Origin of the sequence: Variovorax sp. J31P207, from assembly GCF_030316965.1 — a bacterium.
GTDB classification, from domain to species: Bacteria; Pseudomonadota; Gammaproteobacteria; order Burkholderiales; family Burkholderiaceae_C; genus Variovorax; species Variovorax ginsengisoli_B.
Window position 1 is genome coordinate 608,142 of the sequence record NZ_JASZYN010000001.1, and the last position, 16,140, is coordinate 624,281.

Sequence of the window (16,140 nt, forward strand, 5' to 3'; positions counted from 1 at the left end):
CCGCGAAAGACCTCACATGCTGTTCGAAGAAGCGTCGCCATCCGCGGGGCTGCCCCTGGCGGGCTGCCGCGTGGTGGAACGGTCGCGCACCGTGGCGGCGGCCTACGCCGGCCGGCTGCTGGCCGCCATGGGTGCGCAGGTCGTCATGCTCGAGCCCGAGGCGGGTTCGCCGCTGCGGCAGGCGCCCCCGCTGCTGGAAGACACGGGCGAGAGCGCGCTGTTCGCCTACCTCGGCGTCGGCAAGCGCAGCCTGGTCTGCGACCCGCTCACGCCCGAGGGGCAGGCGGTGCTGGCGCGCGAGCTGGACGGGGCCGACATCCTGATCGACGACACGCCGGTGCGCTTGCGGGCTGCCGCGGGCGTCGACCCGGAATCGATCGGCAGGCGCTTCCCCAGCCTGGTCCACGTCAGCGTGCTGCCCTTCGGCGCCAGCGGCGCGAAGGCGCACTGGGACGGCGAGGAGGTGAACCTGCTGCATGCTGGGGGCGAGGGCTTCCTGCTGCCCAACGGCCTGTCACACGAGCTGTTCCCGGACCGGCCGCCGCTCAAGATCTACGGCCACTTCGCCGGCTACCAGGCGGGCAGCACCGCGGTCACCTGCGCGCTCGCCGCCTGGTGGACGGTGCCCGAGGCCGGCGGCCAGTACGTGGACGTGTCGGTGCAGGACGCCGTGCTCTCGGTGGGCGCCTTCGCGCTGCAGCGCCTGGGCGACGGCTCGCTCGAACACCGGACCACCCGCAGCTTCCGCTACGGCGGCGTGTTCGAGACGCTCGACGGCTACCTGGAGCTGCTCACGCTGGAAGACCGGCAGTGGGGTGCGCTGGTCGAGCTGCTCGGCCGCCCCGCCTGGGCCGGCGAGGAGGCCCTGCGCGACCCGCTCGAACGCAGCCGGCGCGGCGCCGAGATCAACGGCCACATCCGCGCGTGGATGGCGGCGCACCGGGTCGAGGACATCGTGCGGCGGGCCCAGGAGCTCGGCGTGCCGGCCGCCAAGTACCGCACACCGGTGGAGGTGAGCGAAGGCGAGCACGAGCGCGCGCGCGGCCTGTTCGCACCGGCGATGCTCGAAAGCGGCGAGCCGGTCGACGTGCTGCTGGCGCCGTTCCAGTTCCGCTGCACGCCCCTGCAGCGAAGCGGCCGGGTGCCGGCGCTGGGCGAGATGGCGGCGGAGGCGACCGCATGACGCGCCCGCAAGCACCGCTGGCCGGCGTGCGGATCGCCGACTTCACGATCCACGCGGCCGGGCCCTTCTGCACCCACCTGCTGTCCCAGCTCGGCGCCGAGTGCATCAAGATCGAGAGCCGCACGCGGCCGGACGCCTTTCGCAAGCCGCATGCGGTCTACGGCCGCATGCAGGCAGCAACCTTCGACCAGGTGTCGGCCAACAAGCTGTCGGTGCGGCTCAACCTCAAGCATCCCGAGGCGGTGGCGATCGCCAAGCGGATCGTCGCCCTCTCCGACATCGCCGCCGAAAGCTTCCGGCCCGGCGTGATGAAGCGCCTGGGCCTCGACTTCGAGGCCCTGCGCGAGGCCAGGCCGGACATCGTGCTGCTGTCGCTGTCGTCCTGCGGCCAGAGCGGCCCGGACTCGCACTTCGCGGGCTACGCGCCGCTGTTCGGCGCCTGGGGCGGGCTGGGCTGGATGAGCGGCTACAGCGACGGGCCGCCGATGGAGATGCGCCACGTGATGGACCACTCGGCCGGCGTCCATGCGGCGGCAGCCACGCTGGCCGCGCTGCACCAGCGCCGCCGCACCGGCCGCGCGCAGCATGTGGACCTGGCGGCGCGCGAGGTGGCCTCGGCCATGATCGGCGACGCGCTGGTGCAGGCCAGCCGCGGCAGCACACCGCTGCGGCCCGGCAACGGCGACCCGGCGATGGCGCCGCACGGCGTCTACCCCACCGGCCAGCCCGATCGCTGGCTGACCCTGGCGGTGCGCGACGACCCCGAATGGGCCGCGCTGCTGGGGGTGCTCGCACCGGAGGTGCCGCCGCGCGACCCGCGCTTCGCCACCGCGCCGGCACGCCGCGCCCGGCGCGCCGAGATCGACGTCCTGCTCACCCGGTGGCTGGCCGATCGCGACGCCGACCAGACCGCAGCTCAGTTGCAGCAGGCCGGTGTCTGCGCCCATGTGTCATGGACCATGCAGGACGTGGCGGACGATCCGCACCTGCGCGAGCGCGGCGCGCTGGTCGAGGTCAGTGCGCCGGACATCCAGCCGCGGCTGGCCGTGGGCGCGCCCGGACGCTTCTCTGCTTCGGACGGCGTCGGCATCCGACGCCTGACGCCGACGCTGGGGCAGGACGAAGACTATGTCTTCGGCGAACTGCTGGGCATCGACTCGGCCCGGCGCGCCGACTTGGTGGAGCGCGAGGTGATCCTGTAGAAACCGCCTGGCGCGCGGCGCTCGTGCGCCCTCTTTCAACGAACCCGAGGAATGCAAGAAATGACTTCGTCCATCTATCTCGTGCTGGACATGGAGAACGACCTGGTCCACGCGGACGGGCCGAATGGCAAGGCCGCCTACGGCGAGCAGGTGCGCGGCCGCCGCATCCTGGAGAACACCCGCGCGGCGCTGGACAAGGCCCGGGCCGCCAACGTGCCGGTCGGCTTCGTGCGGGTCGGCTTCTCGCCGGACTACCGCGAATGCCCGCCCGACTCACCGATCTTCTCGGGCGCCCGCAAGAACGGCATCTTCAAGCTCGGCAGCTGGGGCACCGAGGTCCACCCCGACCTCGGCCAGCAGCCCGGCGACTTCGACATCGTCAAGCACAGGGTCAGCCCGTTCTACAGCACCAGCCTGGAGGCGATCCTGCGCGCCCGGGGCATCCGGCGGATCTACTGCTCCGGCATCTCCACCAACGCGGTGGTCCAGGCCACCGTGCGCGAGGGCCACGACCGCGACTACGAGATCGTCGTGCTGGAGGACTGCTGCTGCGCGCTGTCGGCCGAGGAGCACGACGGCGCCATCCAGGGCCTGCGCCGCTTCTGCCGCCTGACGACGTCGCAGGACGTGGTGTTCGAGTGAGGTCCGCGGTGCGCATCGACCGCAGCCTGCTGTTCGTGCCGGGCCACCGCCCGGAGCGCTTCGACAAGGCCGCGGACAGCGGCAGCCACGCGCTGATCCTCGATCTCGAGGACGCCGTCGCGCCGGCCGACAAGGCGCAGGCGCGTGGCCATGTCGCCGCCTGGCTGGCGGGCGGCCGCCAGGCCTTCGTGCGCGTCAACGCCCTGCCGACCGAATGGCACGCGGACGACCTGCGCATGCTGCAGGCGGCACCGGCGGCGGGCCTGATGCTGCCCAAGGCCGATCCGGATTCGCTGGCGCGCACGGTCCGGGCCCTGCCCGGGCGCCGGGTCATCGCGCTGGTCGAGACCGTGGCCGGCTGGCTGTCGCTGGCGGCCATGGCGCAAGTCGCCGGCCTCGAGCGCTTCGCCTTCGGCAGCGTCGACTTCGCCACCGAGAGCGGCATCGCCGACGAAGGCGAGGCACTGACGCCCGTGCGCATCCAGATCGTGCTGCAGTCCTGCCATGCCGGGCTGGCGGCGCCGGTCGACGGCGTGAGCCTGGCCTTCACCGACGAGGCCCGCATGCGGGCGGACGCGCTGCGCTCGCGCCAGCTCGGCTTCGGCGGCAAGCTGTGCATCCATCCGCGCCAGGTCGGCGCCGTGAACGCGGCCTTCCTGCCCACGCCGCAAGAGCACCAGTGGGCGCTGGAGGTGCTGGCCGCCTTCGAGGCCAGCGGTGGCGCCGCGACCTCGCTGGCCGGCCAGATGATCGACAAGCCGGTGGTCGAGCGCGCGCAGCGGATCGTGGCCGACAGCCAGGCCGGCGGGGCCGCTTAGAATCCGCCCACCAGGAGGGGTTGCTTGCCCGGGGCGGCCTGCCCGGCAGCTCCAGTCAGGCTGCAGCAGATGGAATATCGAACCAAAGAAGAGCAGGTCGCGGACTACCTGCGCGAGAGGATCATCTCGGGCGTGTACTCGCGTGGCTCGCGCCTCAAGCAGGCGGAGATCGCCGAACAGCTGCACCTGAGCATCACGCCCGTGCGCGAGGCCCTGAAGCTGCTGGCGGCCGAGGGCTATGTCAGCGGCGATTCCTACCGCGGTTCGCGTGTCGTGCCCTTCGATGCCGCGGCCTCCGGCGAGATCCTCAACCTGCGGCTGATGCTCGAAGCGCAACTGGTGCGCGGCGCGGTCGAGAAAGTCACCTCGAAGGACATCGCCGAGCTGCGCGCGCTGGCGGACGAATTCGCCCAGGCCTTCGAGACCGGCGACCGGGCCACGGCCCGCGGCGTCAATTACCGTTTCCACCGGCGCCTGTACGACTGCGCCAACATGCCGCAGACCCTGCATTTCGTGCAGATCCTGTGGGCGCGCTATCCCTTCGACCTGATCAACGCGGTCGAAGGCCGCGGCCAGGAGGCGGTCAAGGAGCACGACGAGATCCTGCAGGCGCTCACGACCGGCGACGCATCGGCCGCCATGTTCGCGATGCGCAAGCACATCGAGTCGGGGTGGACGGTGCTGAAGTCGGTCTAAGCCCGATCCTCGAGCGCGAACCCGGTATCGAAGGTCGGCCGCACATCCAGCGGCCGCGGGATCAGCCCCACCTGGTGGTAGAAGTCGGCGGTGCGCTGCTGGTCGACGATCACCTTGGCGTCGATCGGCACCCACTTCTGCTGGCGCCGCTCGAACTGCAGCTTGGCGGCCTCGGGCGGAATGCCGATGATCTTCGCCAGCGTGGCCGAGAACGCGTCGACGTTGCGGTACGACCAGTCCTGGGCCTTCACCACGCGGCGCAGGAAGTCCTGCAGCAGCGGCCGCTTGGCCGCGATCGCGGCATCGGTCGCCGCCAGGTAGCTCAGGCCGGGCAACAGCCCGCGCCCGCTCACCAGCACCCGCGCATGCCCACCGGTTTCCGCCATGGCGGTGTAGGGCTCCCAGGTGGCCCAGGCGTCGACCGCGCCCTGGGTCAGGGCCAGCTTGGCATCGGCCGGAGCGAGGAAGCGCAGGGTCACGTCCTCCGGCTTCAATCCGGCCGTCGTGATGGCCTTGAGGGTGACGTAGTGGCCGATCGAGCCGCGGTTGGTCGCGATGCTCCTGCCCTTGAGATCGGCCGCGGACTTCAGCGGCGAATCGGGGCGCACGAGCACCGCGGTGCCGTAGGCATCGGAGCGGTTCGCGCCGATCGCCTTGACCCGCGTGCCGGCCGCCAGCGCGAACACCAGCGGCGCGTCGCCGATCGGGCCCGAGTCGACGGCGCCCGCATTGAGCGCCTCGGCCAGCGGCGCGGCGGCCGGGAACTCCGACCACTGGATGTCGTAGCCGAGGCCCTCCAGTCCGCCCGCGGCCTCGAGCAGCGCGCGCAGACCGCCCTTCTGGTCGCCGGCCTTGAGCACGGGGCGCGGCTGCGCACGCAGGGCGGCGGCCGGCAAGGCCAGCGCGGCAGCGGTCGCGAGCGAATGGGTGATGAACTGGCGGCGCGGTGCGCGGATCATGATGAAAAACTCCTTGAAGGTTGGAACGCGGATGAAGGGACTCAGCGGACGAAACCGCCCTTGAGGAAGCGCACCGGCTCGGCATCCATGCGCGCGATGAGCGCGCCTAGGCTGTCGTCCGGCGGCGCCGTCGGCGCGCCGCGGTCGCCGGCCTCGGTGCGGCACAGCAGGTCGTCTTCCGACCAGGCCGCCTGGCCCGGTGAACCGAGGGCGCGCAGCCAGCCGTCGCGATCGACCAGCCACTGCGTGCCAGCCAGCTGGTCGGTGCCGGCGATCAACGCGAACGCGTTCCAGGCGGCCGTCGACTCGGCGACGCATTCGCCAGCGGGGCTTGACGCCCTCTCGTCCTCGCGGCGCAGCAGCACGGTGACCACGCGCGGGTCCTCGCGCAGCGCGGCCTGGGGCGTGCCGGCCGCCACGATGCGCAGCCGCTGGCCGCGCCAGCCCGACAGCCGGCGCGGCGGCCGGGATTCGCAGCGCACCTCGACATCGGGCAGGTGGATGGGCCCGGCCCAGGCGCCGGTGGCGCGCAGGCTCTGGCCGGCGGCCTGGGCCTTCATGAAGTCGATCAGCGCCCAGGCGTCGCTGTCGCCGAGCTGCGCAAAGGCCGGCATGGTCGCGGCGCCGTGGCGATCCTTCATGCCGTGCAGCAGATGCCAGAGCAGCTCGCCATCGGCGCGCCGCCAGAGCAGCGGGCCGGCCAGGTCCGGCGGCCAGACCGGCTGCGCCGCCGCGAGCGGGCCCTGGCCGCGCCCGTCGACGCCATGGCAGGCGGCGCAGTGCTGCGCATGGAGCGCGCCGCCGCGCGCGATCGAAGTCACGTCGAATCCGGTCGGCGAGCGATGGAAGCTGGTCGGAACCGCCGGCACGAACAGCACCGCGGCCTGCGGCCACGGCGCAGCGACGAGCAGCAGCGGCACGGCCGCAATCAAGAACCAGCGCGGCTTGCGCCAAAGCGCCGCAAGCAACAGCGCCAGCGCCGCGAGCGCCAGCACGAGCAGGGTCAGGGCCAGGCGCCTGGCCTGCCCCGCGTCGATCAGCAGGTTCTCGCCCGACAGCCGCAGCGCCCAGGGCCATGCGGCCTGGCCATGGCTGGTTCCGGCGAAGCCGGCCCAGGCCAGCAGCCCAAGCAGGCCTTCCTGCGCCTTCTGCAGCCCCGCGACCAGTGGGTCCAGCCACCCGGCATCCGGCGTGCGGATCACCGCGGCGTCACCAGGTCGCGTCGAGGCCGAGGTGCTGCAGCGCCTCGTGGCGCAGCGCCGCCAGCCGCGGGTGGCCGCGATGCCGCGGGTACGGCAGGTCGACCACCAGCTCCGCCGTGATGCGCGCCGGCCGGTCGCTCAGCACGATCACGCGGTTGGCGAGGAAGAGGGCCTCTTCCACGTCGTGCGTGACCAGCAGCGCCGAGAAGCCGGCCCGCTGCCACAGGTTCACCAGCTCGCTCTGCATCGCGATGCGCGTCAGCGAGTCCAGCTTGCCCAGCGGCTCGTCCAGCACCAGCAGCTGCGGATCGTTGACCAGCGCGCGCGCCAGCGCCACCCGCTGCGCCATGCCGCCCGAGAGCTGGTGCGGGAAGCTCTTCGCGAAGTCGCTGAGCCCGACCAGCGCCAGCGCGTCGTCGACGCGCCCGCGCTGCGACTTCAGCAGCCCGCGTGCCTGCAGGCCCAGCGCCACGTTGTCCCAGACACTGCGCCAGGGATAGAGCGTCGGGTCCTGGAAGACGACGATGCGCGAGGGATCGGGCCGCGCGATCGGCAGGTCGTCCTGCGTGATGCGGCCAGTGGTCGCCGGCTCGAGCCCGGCCACCAGCCGCAGCAGTGTCGACTTGCCGCAGCCGCTGGGGCCGAGCAAGGCGACGAACTCGCCCGCGCGCACCTGCAGGTCGATGCCGTCGAGGACCTGCAGCACGCCGCCCTGCTGCTGCCTGAACCAGTGGCTGACCGCCTGGATGTCGATGCGCGCGCCGGCCTGCGCGACGCTGGCCGCGCTCACCATTTGACCGTCCCCTTCTGCCAGGATAGCGCGCGGTCGCGCACCTTGAACAGCAGCGTGATCAGGCCCGAGCACAGCACCGCCATCACCAGCAGCGCCGCGTACATGTTCGGATAGGCGGCCCAGCCCTGGGCCCACTGCAGATACCAGCCGAGACCGGCCTTGACGCCCATCATCTCGGCCGTCACCAGCACCGAGAAGGAAGCCCCCAGCCCCATGAACAGGCCGACGAAGACCTGTGGCAGCGCCGCCGGCACCGCCACCCGCAGCACCAGGAACCATTCGGTCGCGCCCAGCGTGCGCGCGACGTCGTAGTAGCTCTTGTTCACCGAGGCCACCCCCGACCAGGTCAGCACCGCCACCGGGAAGAAGGTGGCGAGCCCGACCAGGAACACGGCCGCGGCATAGCTCGACGGCGCGAAGAAGAAGGCCAGCGGCAGCAGCGCCGAGGCCGGCACCGGACCGAGGAAGCGCAGCAACGGATGCACCCAGTAGCCGGCGATGCGCGACCAGCCGATCCACACGCCGGTGGCGAAACCGACCAGCGCCCCCAGCACGAAGCCATGCGCGAGCAGCCGCAGCGAATGCGCGGTCGACAGGCCGAGCCGCGCCCAGTCTTCGACGGCGACGTCGAGCAGGCTCTGCGGCGGCGCGAAGAAGGGCGGCGGCAGCAGGCCCAGCTTGGCCGTCAGCGCTTCCCAGAGCGCCAGCAGGAGCGGCGCGGCGACGAGCCACTGGCCGGCCGGGCGCAGCTTGCGGCCGAGCCGGCCGGCGCGGGCGCCGAGCAAGGCCACCACCCCGAGTGCGATGGCGACGGCGATCGCCCCGATGCCGAACTCCTGCGTGAAGTTCCAGTCGCTGAAGCCGACTTCGCGGTTGGGCCACCAGACGGTCAGCACACCGAGCGCCAGCCATGCGGCCGCCGCGACGAGGCCGGTGCGCCAGACGCCGGTCACGGCGGGCTCGTCGAGCACCGCGGGCGTGGCGGCAGGCCGCGCGTCGCGCCGGACCGGCACGCGCGCCGGCGCCGGCTGCTGCCGCGGCGGCGCGCCGAGGATGTTGTCGGCCGTCGTCATGCCAGCACGTCCACCGACACGTGGTTGGCGAGCCGCGCCGGATCGGTGCTCGACTTCAGCACGCCGACCGAGCGGAAGTCGCGGGCATAGAACTCGACCTCGTCGCGCAGGTTCTTGCCGACCGGGTGGTGCGCGTGCGTCAGCGTGCCGAGCAGCGCCTGCAGGTCCTCGACCGGCACCTTCGGCGAATACTTCGCGAACAGCCTGGCCGACTCGTTCGGGTTCTCGGCCACGAAGTCAGAAGCCTGCACGATGGCGCGCACCAGCGCCGCCACCACCGGCTTCTCCTTGCGCACCAGCTCGCCGCGGGCGCCGACGATGCAGCAGACCTTGTCCTTGTATTCGCCGGAGAGGTTCGATGCGAGCTCCTGGTAGCGCCCCTTGTTGCGCTTCTCGATCAGGTAGAGCGTCGGGTCGCCGTCCGCGATCGCCTGGATCTCGCCCTTGTTGACCGCGATGTCGAGCAGGTCGGCCGGGTACTGGCGCCAGGTCACGTCCTTGTCGGCATCGATGCCGTTCTTCTTGAGCAGGATCGAGAAGAAGTTCTTGCCCGGGCTCGCGATGTCCGACACGCCGATGGTCTTGCCCTTGAGCTTCTGCAGGTCGGTGACGCCGGCCTCCTTGACGCCCACCAGGCGCACGCAGCCGCCGTGCGAACTGCCGACGATCTTGACGTCGAAGCCCGATTCGAGCGGCTTGAGCCAGCGGTGGATCATGCCGACCGCCGCATCGGCCTTGGCGGTGGCGAGCGATTCGAGCAGCTGGTCGGTCGATCCCGTGTAGTTGATCAGGTCGACCTGCAGCCCGTTCTTCTCGAAGATGCCGCGCTCCTGCGCCACCACCACGGGCGAGAGGCAGAAGGCGGAGGCGTTCCACGCGAAGGTCAGCTTGCGCTGCTGCGACCAGGCGCGGGTGGCGATCAGGCCGCTGGAGGCGACGACGGCAGCGGCACCGCCGGCACGCAGCACGCGGCGACGGGACAAGGAAGGGTTGTTCATGGCGTTGTGGACTCTCTGGTTCCGGTTCAGTCAAGCAGTTCGGGCTCGGCCTCGACCAGCCCTTCGTACAGGCTCTCGAAGGCATGCAGCGCGCCCTCGGGGCCTCCGATCTGCTGGTGGGTGTGGCGCGCCACCGCATCGTCGATCGGCTGCGGCGTGCCGGCCGCCTCGGCCAGCAGCTGCGTGTGGCAGGCGTTGTCGAGCGCGATGTACCACCAGGCGGCGGCTTCCACGCTCGGGCCGGCGCTCAGGATGCCGTGGTTCTTGAGGATCGCGCCCTTGCGCCCGCCCAGCGCCCTGGCGATGCGCAGCCCCTCGCTCTCGTCGACCACCATGCCGGTGAAGTCGTCGAACAGCGCATGGTCGTCGTGGAACACGCAGGCGTCCTGGGTCAGCGTGTCGAGCTTGCGGCCCAGGGTCGACCAGGCCTTGCCGTAGGTCGAATGCGTGTGCGCGGCCGCGATGACCTGCGGGTCGTGTTCGTGGATCGCGGCATGGATCGCGAAGGCCGCCTTGTTGAGCGGGCGTTCGCCGACCACGGTCTCGCCGGCCGCATTGACCAGCAGCAGGTCCGACACCTTGATGCGCGAGAAATGCACACCCAGCGGATTGACCCAGAAGTGGTCCGTCAGCTCAGGGTCGCGCGCCGTGATGTGGCCCGCCAGGCCCTGCGCGAAACCGAAGCGGGCGAACAGGCGGAAGGCCCCCGCCAGCCGCTCCTGCCGGTGGCGGCGCTCGGCTTCCACGCCGCTGCGCGGTGCCGGCGGATCGAACCAGTACTTGCGCTGCGGGTTCGGGTTCAGGGCCAGCCGGGTGCGGGCGCGCTCCCCGCTGCGGTCGATGTCGAGTACGGCGCTCATGCGGTTCCTTCGGGCACGTGGATGCACGGCGCGGTCAAGCGGCCTCGCGCTGCGCGGCGACACGCTGGGCCACCAGTTCGCGGGTGCGCGGGATCAGCTCGCGGCCGTAGTCGATCGCATCCTCGAGCGGGTCGAAGCCGCGGATCAGGAAGGTGGTCACGCCGAGCGCGTGGTAGTCGAGCAGCGCATCGGCCACCTGCTCCGGCGTGCCGACCAGCGCGGTGCTGTTCGAGCGGCCGCCGATCTCCTGGGCGACGGCGGTCCACAGCCGCTTGTCGAGCCGCGTCCCTTGCTCCGCGGCGGCCAGCAGGCGCTTGGCGCCTTCGCTCTGCAGCGGGCCGCCGCGACCGAAGCCTTGCACCACGCGCAGGCGGCGGGTCTCGGCCAGGATGCCGTCGGCGCGCTCCCAGGCCTTGGCCTCGGTCTCGGCCAGGATGGGACGGAACGAGACCGAGAAGCGCACCTGGCGCCCGTGCCGGGCGGCCTCGGCGCGCACGCGGCCGGTGAGCTCGCGCGCCTGGGCCAGCGACTCGCCCCACAGCGCGTACACGTCCGCATGCTTGCCGGCCACCGGGATCGCGGCCTCCGAAGCGCCGCCGAAATACACCGGCACATGCGGCCTGCCGTTCAGCGTCTGCACCGGCTTGACCTCCGAGAAGGCGTCCTTGAAGCGGTAGTGCGCGCCTTCATGGTCGAAGGGCTTGTCGGCGGTCCAGACCTTGCGCAGCACCTCGAGGTATTCGTCGGTGCGCGCATAGCGCTGGTCGTGGTCGAGCCAGTCGCCGTCGCGCTTCTGCTCATCGTCGGAGCCGCCCGAGATGTAGTGCACGCCGAGCCGGCCGCCGCTGAACTGGTCGAGCGAGGCGAACTGGCGCGCGGCCAGCGTCGGACTCACGAAGCCGGGGCGATGCGCCAGCATGAAATGGATGCGCTCGGTCACCGAGGCGGCGTAGGCCACGGTCAGGGTGGCGTCGGGGCTGGTCGAATGGTGCGGCACCAGGACCCGGTCGAAGCCGGCCTGCTCGTGCGCCTGGGCGAAGGCGCGCACGTAGTCGCGGTCGATGGCGGGGCCGCGCGCGGGATGGATCTCGGAGACCTTCTGGGCCTGGATCATGCCGATGAATTCGATGTCGCTCATGGTGTCGCGTCCTTGGATGGAGGGAGAGTGGGGGCTGGTCATGCTGGATTGGCGCGGGAGAGGGCGGCGTCGAAGCTGCGGTCCCACAGCGGCGCCACGTCGGCCGGGCCGTCGAGCACGCCGAGCTTCTGGAAGGTGTCGGCCACCTCCTGGTGGCTGCGCACCGCGGCCTGGGTGACCGGGCCCAGTGCGTAGTCGTTGCTGCGGCCGTTGAAGAGCTCGATGATGTCGCCCACCGGCACCCGGGTCTCGGCCGACTGCGCCTTCGCGTAGTCGAGGTAGTTCTCGTTGGCCCAGGCGTAGGCGCGCTGCAGCCGCAGCAGGAAGTCGGCGATCGCGGCATGGCGCAACGGGTCGTCCACCGCGCGCGGATTGGCATAGACCGGGAAGTTGCCCGACAGATAGCCCTTGCCGGTCTTGATGACCCGGGCCCCGTGCTGGGTGCGCGCCAGCTGGCCGTTGTAGCCGTAGATGGCCCAGGCATCGAGATCGCCGCGGGCGAAGGCCGAGAGCCCGTCGGCCGGACTCAGGTTGATAGGCTGGATGTCGCCGAATGAAAGCCCCGCCTCCGCGAGCTGCTTGCTCAGGTAGTAATGGGCGGTGGTGGCCCGCACGTAGCCCACGCGCTTGCCCTTGAAGTCGGCGATGGTCCTGATCGGCGCGTCCTTGCGCGCCAGGGTCGCCTGGTTGTTCAGGTCCTCGTGGATCACGGCGATGAAGCGCACCCTGGCCTTCTGCCGCGCAGCGAAGACGGCGGGGATCTCGCTGCCCGAGCCCAGGTCGAGCGCGTCGCCCTGGATGGCCTCGATGTGCAGCACGCCGTTGTTGAGCTCGCGCCAGTCGATCTTGTAGGGCGTGCGGCCCTGGCCCGAGGCCTCGATCAGCGGGCGCCAGAGGCCCTTGTAGGTGCCGATGCGCAGCGTGAGCCCCGAAAGGTCCGGCGCAGCGGCACGGACCAGCGTGCCGGCGGCGCCGAGGGCGGTGGCGGCGCCCGCCGACTGCAGCCAGCGGCGGCGCGACCAGGCGGTGGAAGAGGCGTGGGGTGGAAATGTCATGGACCCAGACCGTAAGGCCCGGGCGCTCGAAAGCGAACGCATGAATCCGAGTTTGGATATGCGGCTTCCGTCGTTGGCCCCGCGCGCCTCGGCCGCTAAGGTCCGAAGCCATGAGTTCCCAAGCTTTGCGCCGCCTGCCGGTGCCCCCCCACGAGGACGCCGCGCTGCTCGCGCGCCTGTCCGCCCGCTTCGCCGAGACCGCGGCCGACCACGACCGCGACGGCAGCTTCCCGCGCGACAACTTCGCCGCGCTGCACGCGCACGGGCTGATCGCATGGGTCGCGCCGCGTGTGCACGGCGGCGGCGGCGCCTCGCTCGATGCGGCGCGCCGCGTGCTCGCCGCGGTCGCGTACGGCGAGCCCGCGACCGCGCTCATCCTGACGATGACCTGGCTGCAGCATCACGCGATCGGCCGCAGCGACAGCCGCTGGCCCGCCCACCTGCGCGAACGCGTGCTGCGCGACGCCGTGCGCGATGGCGCATTGATCAACGCCCTGCGCGTGGAGCCCGCGCTGGGATCGCCCGCACGCGGCGGCCTGCCCGCCACCACCGCGCGCCGCGACGGCGACCAATGGAAGCTGGGCGGCCACAAGCTCTACACCACCGGCATCGAGGGGCTGCGCTGGCTTTCGGTGTGGGGCCGCACGGACGAACCGTCTCCGCGGGTCGGCGTCTTCCTGGTGCCGCGCGACGCGCCGGGCGTTCGCGTGGTCGCGAGCTGGGACCACCTGGGCCTGCGCGCATCCGGCAGCCACGAGGTGATTTTCGAAGACGTCGCGATCCCGCTCGACCATGCGGTCGACCTGCGGGCGCCGGCCGAATGGGCGCCCGACGCCGGCAGCCAGACCGACGTCGATGCCCATGCGACGCAGCAGGCCTGGATGGTGGTGCTGCTGGGCACGCTCTACGACGCGGTGGCGCGGGCCGCGCGCGACTGGCTGCTCGGCTTTCTCAACCAGCGGGCCCCCAGCGGCCTGGGTGCGCCGCTGGCCAGCCTGCCGCGGGTGCAGGAGACGGTCGGCGAGATCGAGGCCCTGCTGCGCACCAACCGCGTGCTGCTCGACGAGGCGGCCGCCGAAGTCGACGCCGGCCATGCGCCTTCGGCGGCCGACAGCGGCCTGCTGAAGTACACGGTCACGACCCAGGCGATCCGCGCCGTCGAACTCGCGCTGCAATCGAGCGGCAACCACGGCCTGACGCGCCACAACCCGCTCGAGCGCCACTACCGCGACGTGCTGTGCAGCCGCATCCACACACCGCAGAACGACGCGATCCTGGTGGCCGCGGGCAAGGGCGCGCTGGGCGCCGCGACCGCCCGATGAGCGCGGCGCCGCTGCGCGATTTCGTCGCCGGCTTCGCCCGCCTGCTCGACCGGCGCCCGGGCGAAGCCGACATCCTCGAAGCCGGCGGCAGCCTGCTGCGCCAACTGGTGTCGCGCGACGACTGGCTGCCCGAGGACTTCGCGCAACCCGATCCCGTGCGCTACCAGCAGTACCTGCTGCATGCCGATTCGACCGGACGCTTCTCGGTCGTGAGCTTCGTCTGGGGACCCGGACAGGCCACGCCGGTGCACGACCACACGGTGTGGGGCCTCATCGGCATGCTGCGTGGCGCCGAATACAGCCAGCCCTATCGCGAGCACGACGGCCTGATGGCGGCCGACGGACCGCCGGTGCGGCTCGAGCCGGGCGACGTCGGGGCGGTGTCGCCCACGGTGGGCGACGTGCACCGCGTGCACAACGCCTTCGACGACCGGGTGTCGATCAGCATCCATGTCTATGGCGCCGACATCGGCGCCGTGCAGCGCCATACTTATCCAGCCGGCGGCGGGCGCAAGCCCTTCGTCTCGGGCTACGCCAACACCCAGCCTCCCGATCTCCGCAGAACATGACCGCCGCCATCGCCCAAGCCACCGGATTCCCCACCCTGTCCTTCGCCGACGTGCGGGCGCAGCTCCTCGCGCAGCGCGAGATCGCGCTGCTCGACGTGCGCGAGGAAGACCCCTTCGCGCAGGCCCATCCGCTGTGGGCCGCGAATCTGCCGCTGTCCCGGATCGAGATCGACGCCTGGCGGCGCATCCCGCGCCGCGACACCCTCATCGTCCTCTACGGGGAGCACGCCGGGGCCGACCTCGCACCGCTGGCCGCCGGCCGGCTCGCCGCGCTGGGCTACAGCCGCGTCCATCTGCTCGAAGGCGGCCTCGATGGCTGGCGCCGCGCGGGCGGCGAGCTGTTCCGCGACGTCAACGTGCCGAGCAAGGCCTTCGGCGAACTGGTCGAGCACGAGCGCCACACGCCCTCCCTCTCGGCGCAGGAGGTCAAGGCGCTGATCGATGCGCGCGCCGATGTCGTGGTGCTCGATGCGCGGCGTTTCGACGAGTACCGGACCATGAGCATTCCGACCGCGACCAGCGTGCCCGGCGCCGAACTGGTGCTGCGGGTGCGCGAGCTGGCGCCCGACCCGGCCACGCGGGTGATCGTCAACTGCGCGGGTCGCACCCGCAGCATCATCGGCACGCAGTCGCTGGTCAACGCGGGCATCCCCAATCCGGTCGCGGCCCTGCGCAACGGCACCATCGGCTGGAAGCTCGCCGGGCAGGTGCTGGACCACGAGGCCGCGCGCCAGGCGCCCGCGCCGGGCGAGGCGAATCGCGCCCTCGCCCAGGCCAGTGCGCAGGACGTGGCCCGGCGCGCGGGCGTGCGTTGGGTCGCCCTCGACGCCCTGCCCACCCTCGATGCGCCGGACCGCAGCGTCTACCGCTTCGACGTCCGCACGCCGGAGGAATACGAAGCCGGCCATCTGCCGGGCTTCGCCAGCGCGCCCGGTGGCCAGCTGGTGCAAGAGACCGACCATCAGGTGCCGGTGCGCGGAGCGCGCATCGTGCTGGCCGACGACGACGGCGTGCGGGCGCCGATGACGGCCTCGTGGCTGGCGCAGATGGGATGGGAGGTCTACGTCACCGAGCCGCAACCCGAGGCGGCGCGGAGCGCCATCGGTGCGGCGCCGGCGGCGCACCCGGCCGCGCCGCCGGTGGAGGAAGTCTCGCCGGCCGATCTGGCGCAGGCACTGCGGGCCGCACCGGGCGACACCGCGGTGATCGATGTCACCGGCAGCGTCCAGCACACGAAGCGCCACATCCCGGGCGCCTGGTTCGCGATCCGCGCCCAGCTCGCGCAGGCCCTGGACGCGACCCCGCCGGCGCGCCACTACGTGCTGACCTGCGGCAGCAGCCTGCTGGCCCGTTTCGCCGCCGCCGACCTGCGGGCAGCGCTCGACGCCCGCGGCAGCACTGCCGAGACGGCCGTGCTCGCGGGCGGCAATGCCGCATGGTTCGCGGCCGGCCTGCCGGCCGAGAGCGGCCTGCCGCGCGCCGCGACGCCGCCCACCGATCGCTACCGCCGGCCCTACGAAGGCACCGATGCGCCCGCCGAGGCGATGCAGGCCTATCTGGACTGGGAGTTCGGCCTGGTCGCGCAACTGGGCGCCGACGGCACGCACGGGTTCCGCGTGCTCTGAACCGG

Annotated in this window: 16 protein-coding genes; 8 read left to right on the top strand and 8 right to left on the bottom strand. The window is 72.0% G+C overall.

Going from position 1 to position 16,140, the window contains the following annotated elements:
* Positions 1–16: 16 nt before the first annotated feature.
* The 5 genes from QTI68_RS02935 (at position 17) to QTI68_RS02955 (ending at position 4,541) form a co-directional block, all read left to right on the top strand.
* Positions 17–1,183, top strand: a complete 1,167-nt coding sequence (locus QTI68_RS02935; RefSeq protein ID WP_286519568.1) for a CoA transferase — start codon at positions 17–19, stop codon at positions 1,181–1,183.
* Entirely contained in the window at positions 1,180–2,385 is a 1,206-nt protein-coding gene (locus QTI68_RS02940; RefSeq protein WP_286519570.1) for a CaiB/BaiF CoA transferase family protein, read from the top strand. Before QTI68_RS02935 ends, QTI68_RS02940 begins: the two co-directional genes overlap by 4 nt.
* Positions 2,386–2,445: 60 nt before the next feature.
* Entirely contained in the window at positions 2,446–3,027 is a 582-nt protein-coding gene (locus tag QTI68_RS02945) for a cysteine hydrolase family protein (protein ID WP_286519571.1), read from the top strand.
* Positions 3,024–3,845, top strand: coding sequence for an HpcH/HpaI aldolase/citrate lyase family protein (locus tag QTI68_RS02950; protein WP_286519573.1), 822 nt, complete (start codon positions 3,024–3,026; stop codon positions 3,843–3,845). The genes QTI68_RS02945 and QTI68_RS02950 overlap by 4 nt, the downstream gene beginning before the upstream one ends.
* A gap of 69 nt (positions 3,846–3,914) precedes the next feature.
* On the top strand, positions 3,915–4,541 hold the full coding sequence (locus QTI68_RS02955; protein ID WP_286519574.1) for a GntR family transcriptional regulator: 627 nt from the start codon (positions 3,915–3,917) through the stop codon (positions 4,539–4,541).
* Here QTI68_RS02955 and QTI68_RS02960 read toward each other — a convergent pair.
* From QTI68_RS02960 to QTI68_RS02995, 8 genes are read right to left on the bottom strand one after another with little or no spacing between them, the layout of a single operon-like run.
* Positions 4,538–5,500 (bottom strand): ABC transporter substrate-binding protein, encoded by a 963-nt coding sequence (locus tag QTI68_RS02960; RefSeq protein WP_286519575.1) that lies wholly within the window; start codon positions 5,498–5,500, stop codon positions 4,538–4,540. The genes QTI68_RS02955 and QTI68_RS02960 overlap by 4 nt on opposite strands.
* A 41-nt stretch (positions 5,501–5,541) precedes the next feature.
* The gene (locus QTI68_RS02965; RefSeq protein ID WP_286519576.1) at positions 5,542–6,702 is read right to left on the bottom strand and encodes a c-type cytochrome; all 1,161 of its coding nucleotides are present in this window, start codon (positions 6,700–6,702) and stop codon (positions 5,542–5,544) included.
* 7 nt (positions 6,703–6,709) lie between these two features.
* Complete coding sequence (locus tag QTI68_RS02970) at positions 6,710–7,495, bottom strand: ABC transporter ATP-binding protein (RefSeq protein WP_286519577.1); 786 nt, start codon at positions 7,493–7,495, stop codon at positions 6,710–6,712.
* Positions 7,489–8,568, bottom strand: coding sequence for an ABC transporter permease (locus tag QTI68_RS02975; RefSeq protein WP_286519579.1), 1,080 nt, complete (start codon positions 8,566–8,568; stop codon positions 7,489–7,491). The genes QTI68_RS02970 and QTI68_RS02975 overlap by 7 nt, the downstream gene beginning before the upstream one ends.
* Positions 8,565–9,566 carry an ABC transporter substrate-binding protein gene (locus QTI68_RS02980; protein WP_286519580.1) on the bottom strand — a complete coding sequence of 334 codons (1,002 nt, stop codon included), beginning with the start codon at positions 9,564–9,566 and terminating at the stop codon, positions 8,565–8,567. Before QTI68_RS02980 ends, QTI68_RS02975 begins: the two co-directional genes overlap by 4 nt.
* 26 nt (positions 9,567–9,592) lie before the next feature.
* A complete protein-coding gene (locus QTI68_RS02985; RefSeq protein WP_286519581.1) occupies positions 9,593–10,426 on the bottom strand; it encodes a class II aldolase/adducin family protein in 834 nt (277 codons plus the stop codon).
* Positions 10,427–10,460: 34 nt separating this feature from the next.
* Positions 10,461–11,564: an LLM class flavin-dependent oxidoreductase gene (locus QTI68_RS02990; protein WP_286519582.1), complete on the bottom strand. Its 1,104-nt coding sequence runs from the start codon at positions 11,562–11,564 to the stop codon at positions 10,461–10,463.
* A 38-nt stretch (positions 11,565–11,602) separates the two neighbouring features.
* Positions 11,603–12,619, bottom strand: a complete 1,017-nt coding sequence (locus QTI68_RS02995) for an ABC transporter substrate-binding protein (RefSeq protein ID WP_286519583.1) — start codon at positions 12,617–12,619, stop codon at positions 11,603–11,605.
* A 110-nt stretch (positions 12,620–12,729) separates the two neighbouring features.
* On the opposite strand from QTI68_RS02995, the gene QTI68_RS03000 reads away from it, so the two are divergent.
* Genes QTI68_RS03000 through QTI68_RS03010 form a run of 3 tightly spaced genes read left to right on the top strand, consistent with a single transcriptional unit; the run spans position 12,730 to position 16,135 of the window.
* The gene (locus QTI68_RS03000) at positions 12,730–13,941 is read left to right on the top strand and encodes an acyl-CoA dehydrogenase family protein (protein WP_286519585.1); all 1,212 of its coding nucleotides are present in this window, start codon (positions 12,730–12,732) and stop codon (positions 13,939–13,941) included.
* Positions 13,938–14,510, top strand: coding sequence for a cysteine dioxygenase family protein (locus QTI68_RS03005; protein WP_286519586.1), 573 nt, complete (start codon positions 13,938–13,940; stop codon positions 14,508–14,510). Before QTI68_RS03000 ends, QTI68_RS03005 begins: the two co-directional genes overlap by 4 nt.
* Complete coding sequence (locus QTI68_RS03010) at positions 14,507–16,135, top strand: rhodanese-like domain-containing protein (protein ID WP_286519588.1); 1,629 nt, start codon at positions 14,507–14,509, stop codon at positions 16,133–16,135. The genes QTI68_RS03005 and QTI68_RS03010 overlap by 4 nt, the downstream gene beginning before the upstream one ends.
* Positions 16,136–16,140 lie beyond the last annotated feature (5 nt).

Bases quoted from the DNA above. Each gene is read 5' to 3' on its own strand.
- QTI68_RS02935 (WP_286519568.1), top strand. From the start codon at position 17: ATGCTGTTCGAAGAAGCGTCGCCATCCGCGGGGCTGCCCCTGGCGGGC.
- QTI68_RS02940 (WP_286519570.1), top strand. From the start codon at position 1,180: ATGACGCGCCCGCAAGCACCGCTGGCCGGCGTGCGGATCGCCGACTTC.
- QTI68_RS02945 (WP_286519571.1), top strand. From the start codon at position 2,446: ATGACTTCGTCCATCTATCTCGTGCTGGACATGGAGAACGACCTGGTC.
- QTI68_RS02955 (WP_286519574.1), top strand. From the start codon at position 3,915: ATGGAATATCGAACCAAAGAAGAGCAGGTCGCGGACTACCTGCGCGAG.
- QTI68_RS02960 (WP_286519575.1), bottom strand. From the start codon at position 5,500: ATGATCCGCGCACCGCGCCGCCAGTTCATCACCCATTCGCTCGCGACC.
- QTI68_RS02970 (WP_286519577.1), bottom strand. From the start codon at position 7,495: ATGGTGAGCGCGGCCAGCGTCGCGCAGGCCGGCGCGCGCATCGACATC.
- QTI68_RS02975 (WP_286519579.1), bottom strand. From the start codon at position 8,568: ATGACGACGGCCGACAACATCCTCGGCGCGCCGCCGCGGCAGCAGCCG.
- QTI68_RS02980 (WP_286519580.1), bottom strand. From the start codon at position 9,566: ATGAACAACCCTTCCTTGTCCCGTCGCCGCGTGCTGCGTGCCGGCGGT.
- QTI68_RS02985 (WP_286519581.1), bottom strand. From the start codon at position 10,426: ATGAGCGCCGTACTCGACATCGACCGCAGCGGGGAGCGCGCCCGCACC.
- QTI68_RS02990 (WP_286519582.1), bottom strand. From the start codon at position 11,564: ATGAGCGACATCGAATTCATCGGCATGATCCAGGCCCAGAAGGTCTCC.
- QTI68_RS02995 (WP_286519583.1), bottom strand. From the start codon at position 12,619: ATGACATTTCCACCCCACGCCTCTTCCACCGCCTGGTCGCGCCGCCGC.
- QTI68_RS03000 (WP_286519585.1), top strand. From the start codon at position 12,730: ATGAGTTCCCAAGCTTTGCGCCGCCTGCCGGTGCCCCCCCACGAGGAC.
- QTI68_RS03005 (WP_286519586.1), top strand. From the start codon at position 13,938: ATGAGCGCGGCGCCGCTGCGCGATTTCGTCGCCGGCTTCGCCCGCCTG.
- QTI68_RS03010 (WP_286519588.1), top strand. From the start codon at position 14,507: ATGACCGCCGCCATCGCCCAAGCCACCGGATTCCCCACCCTGTCCTTC.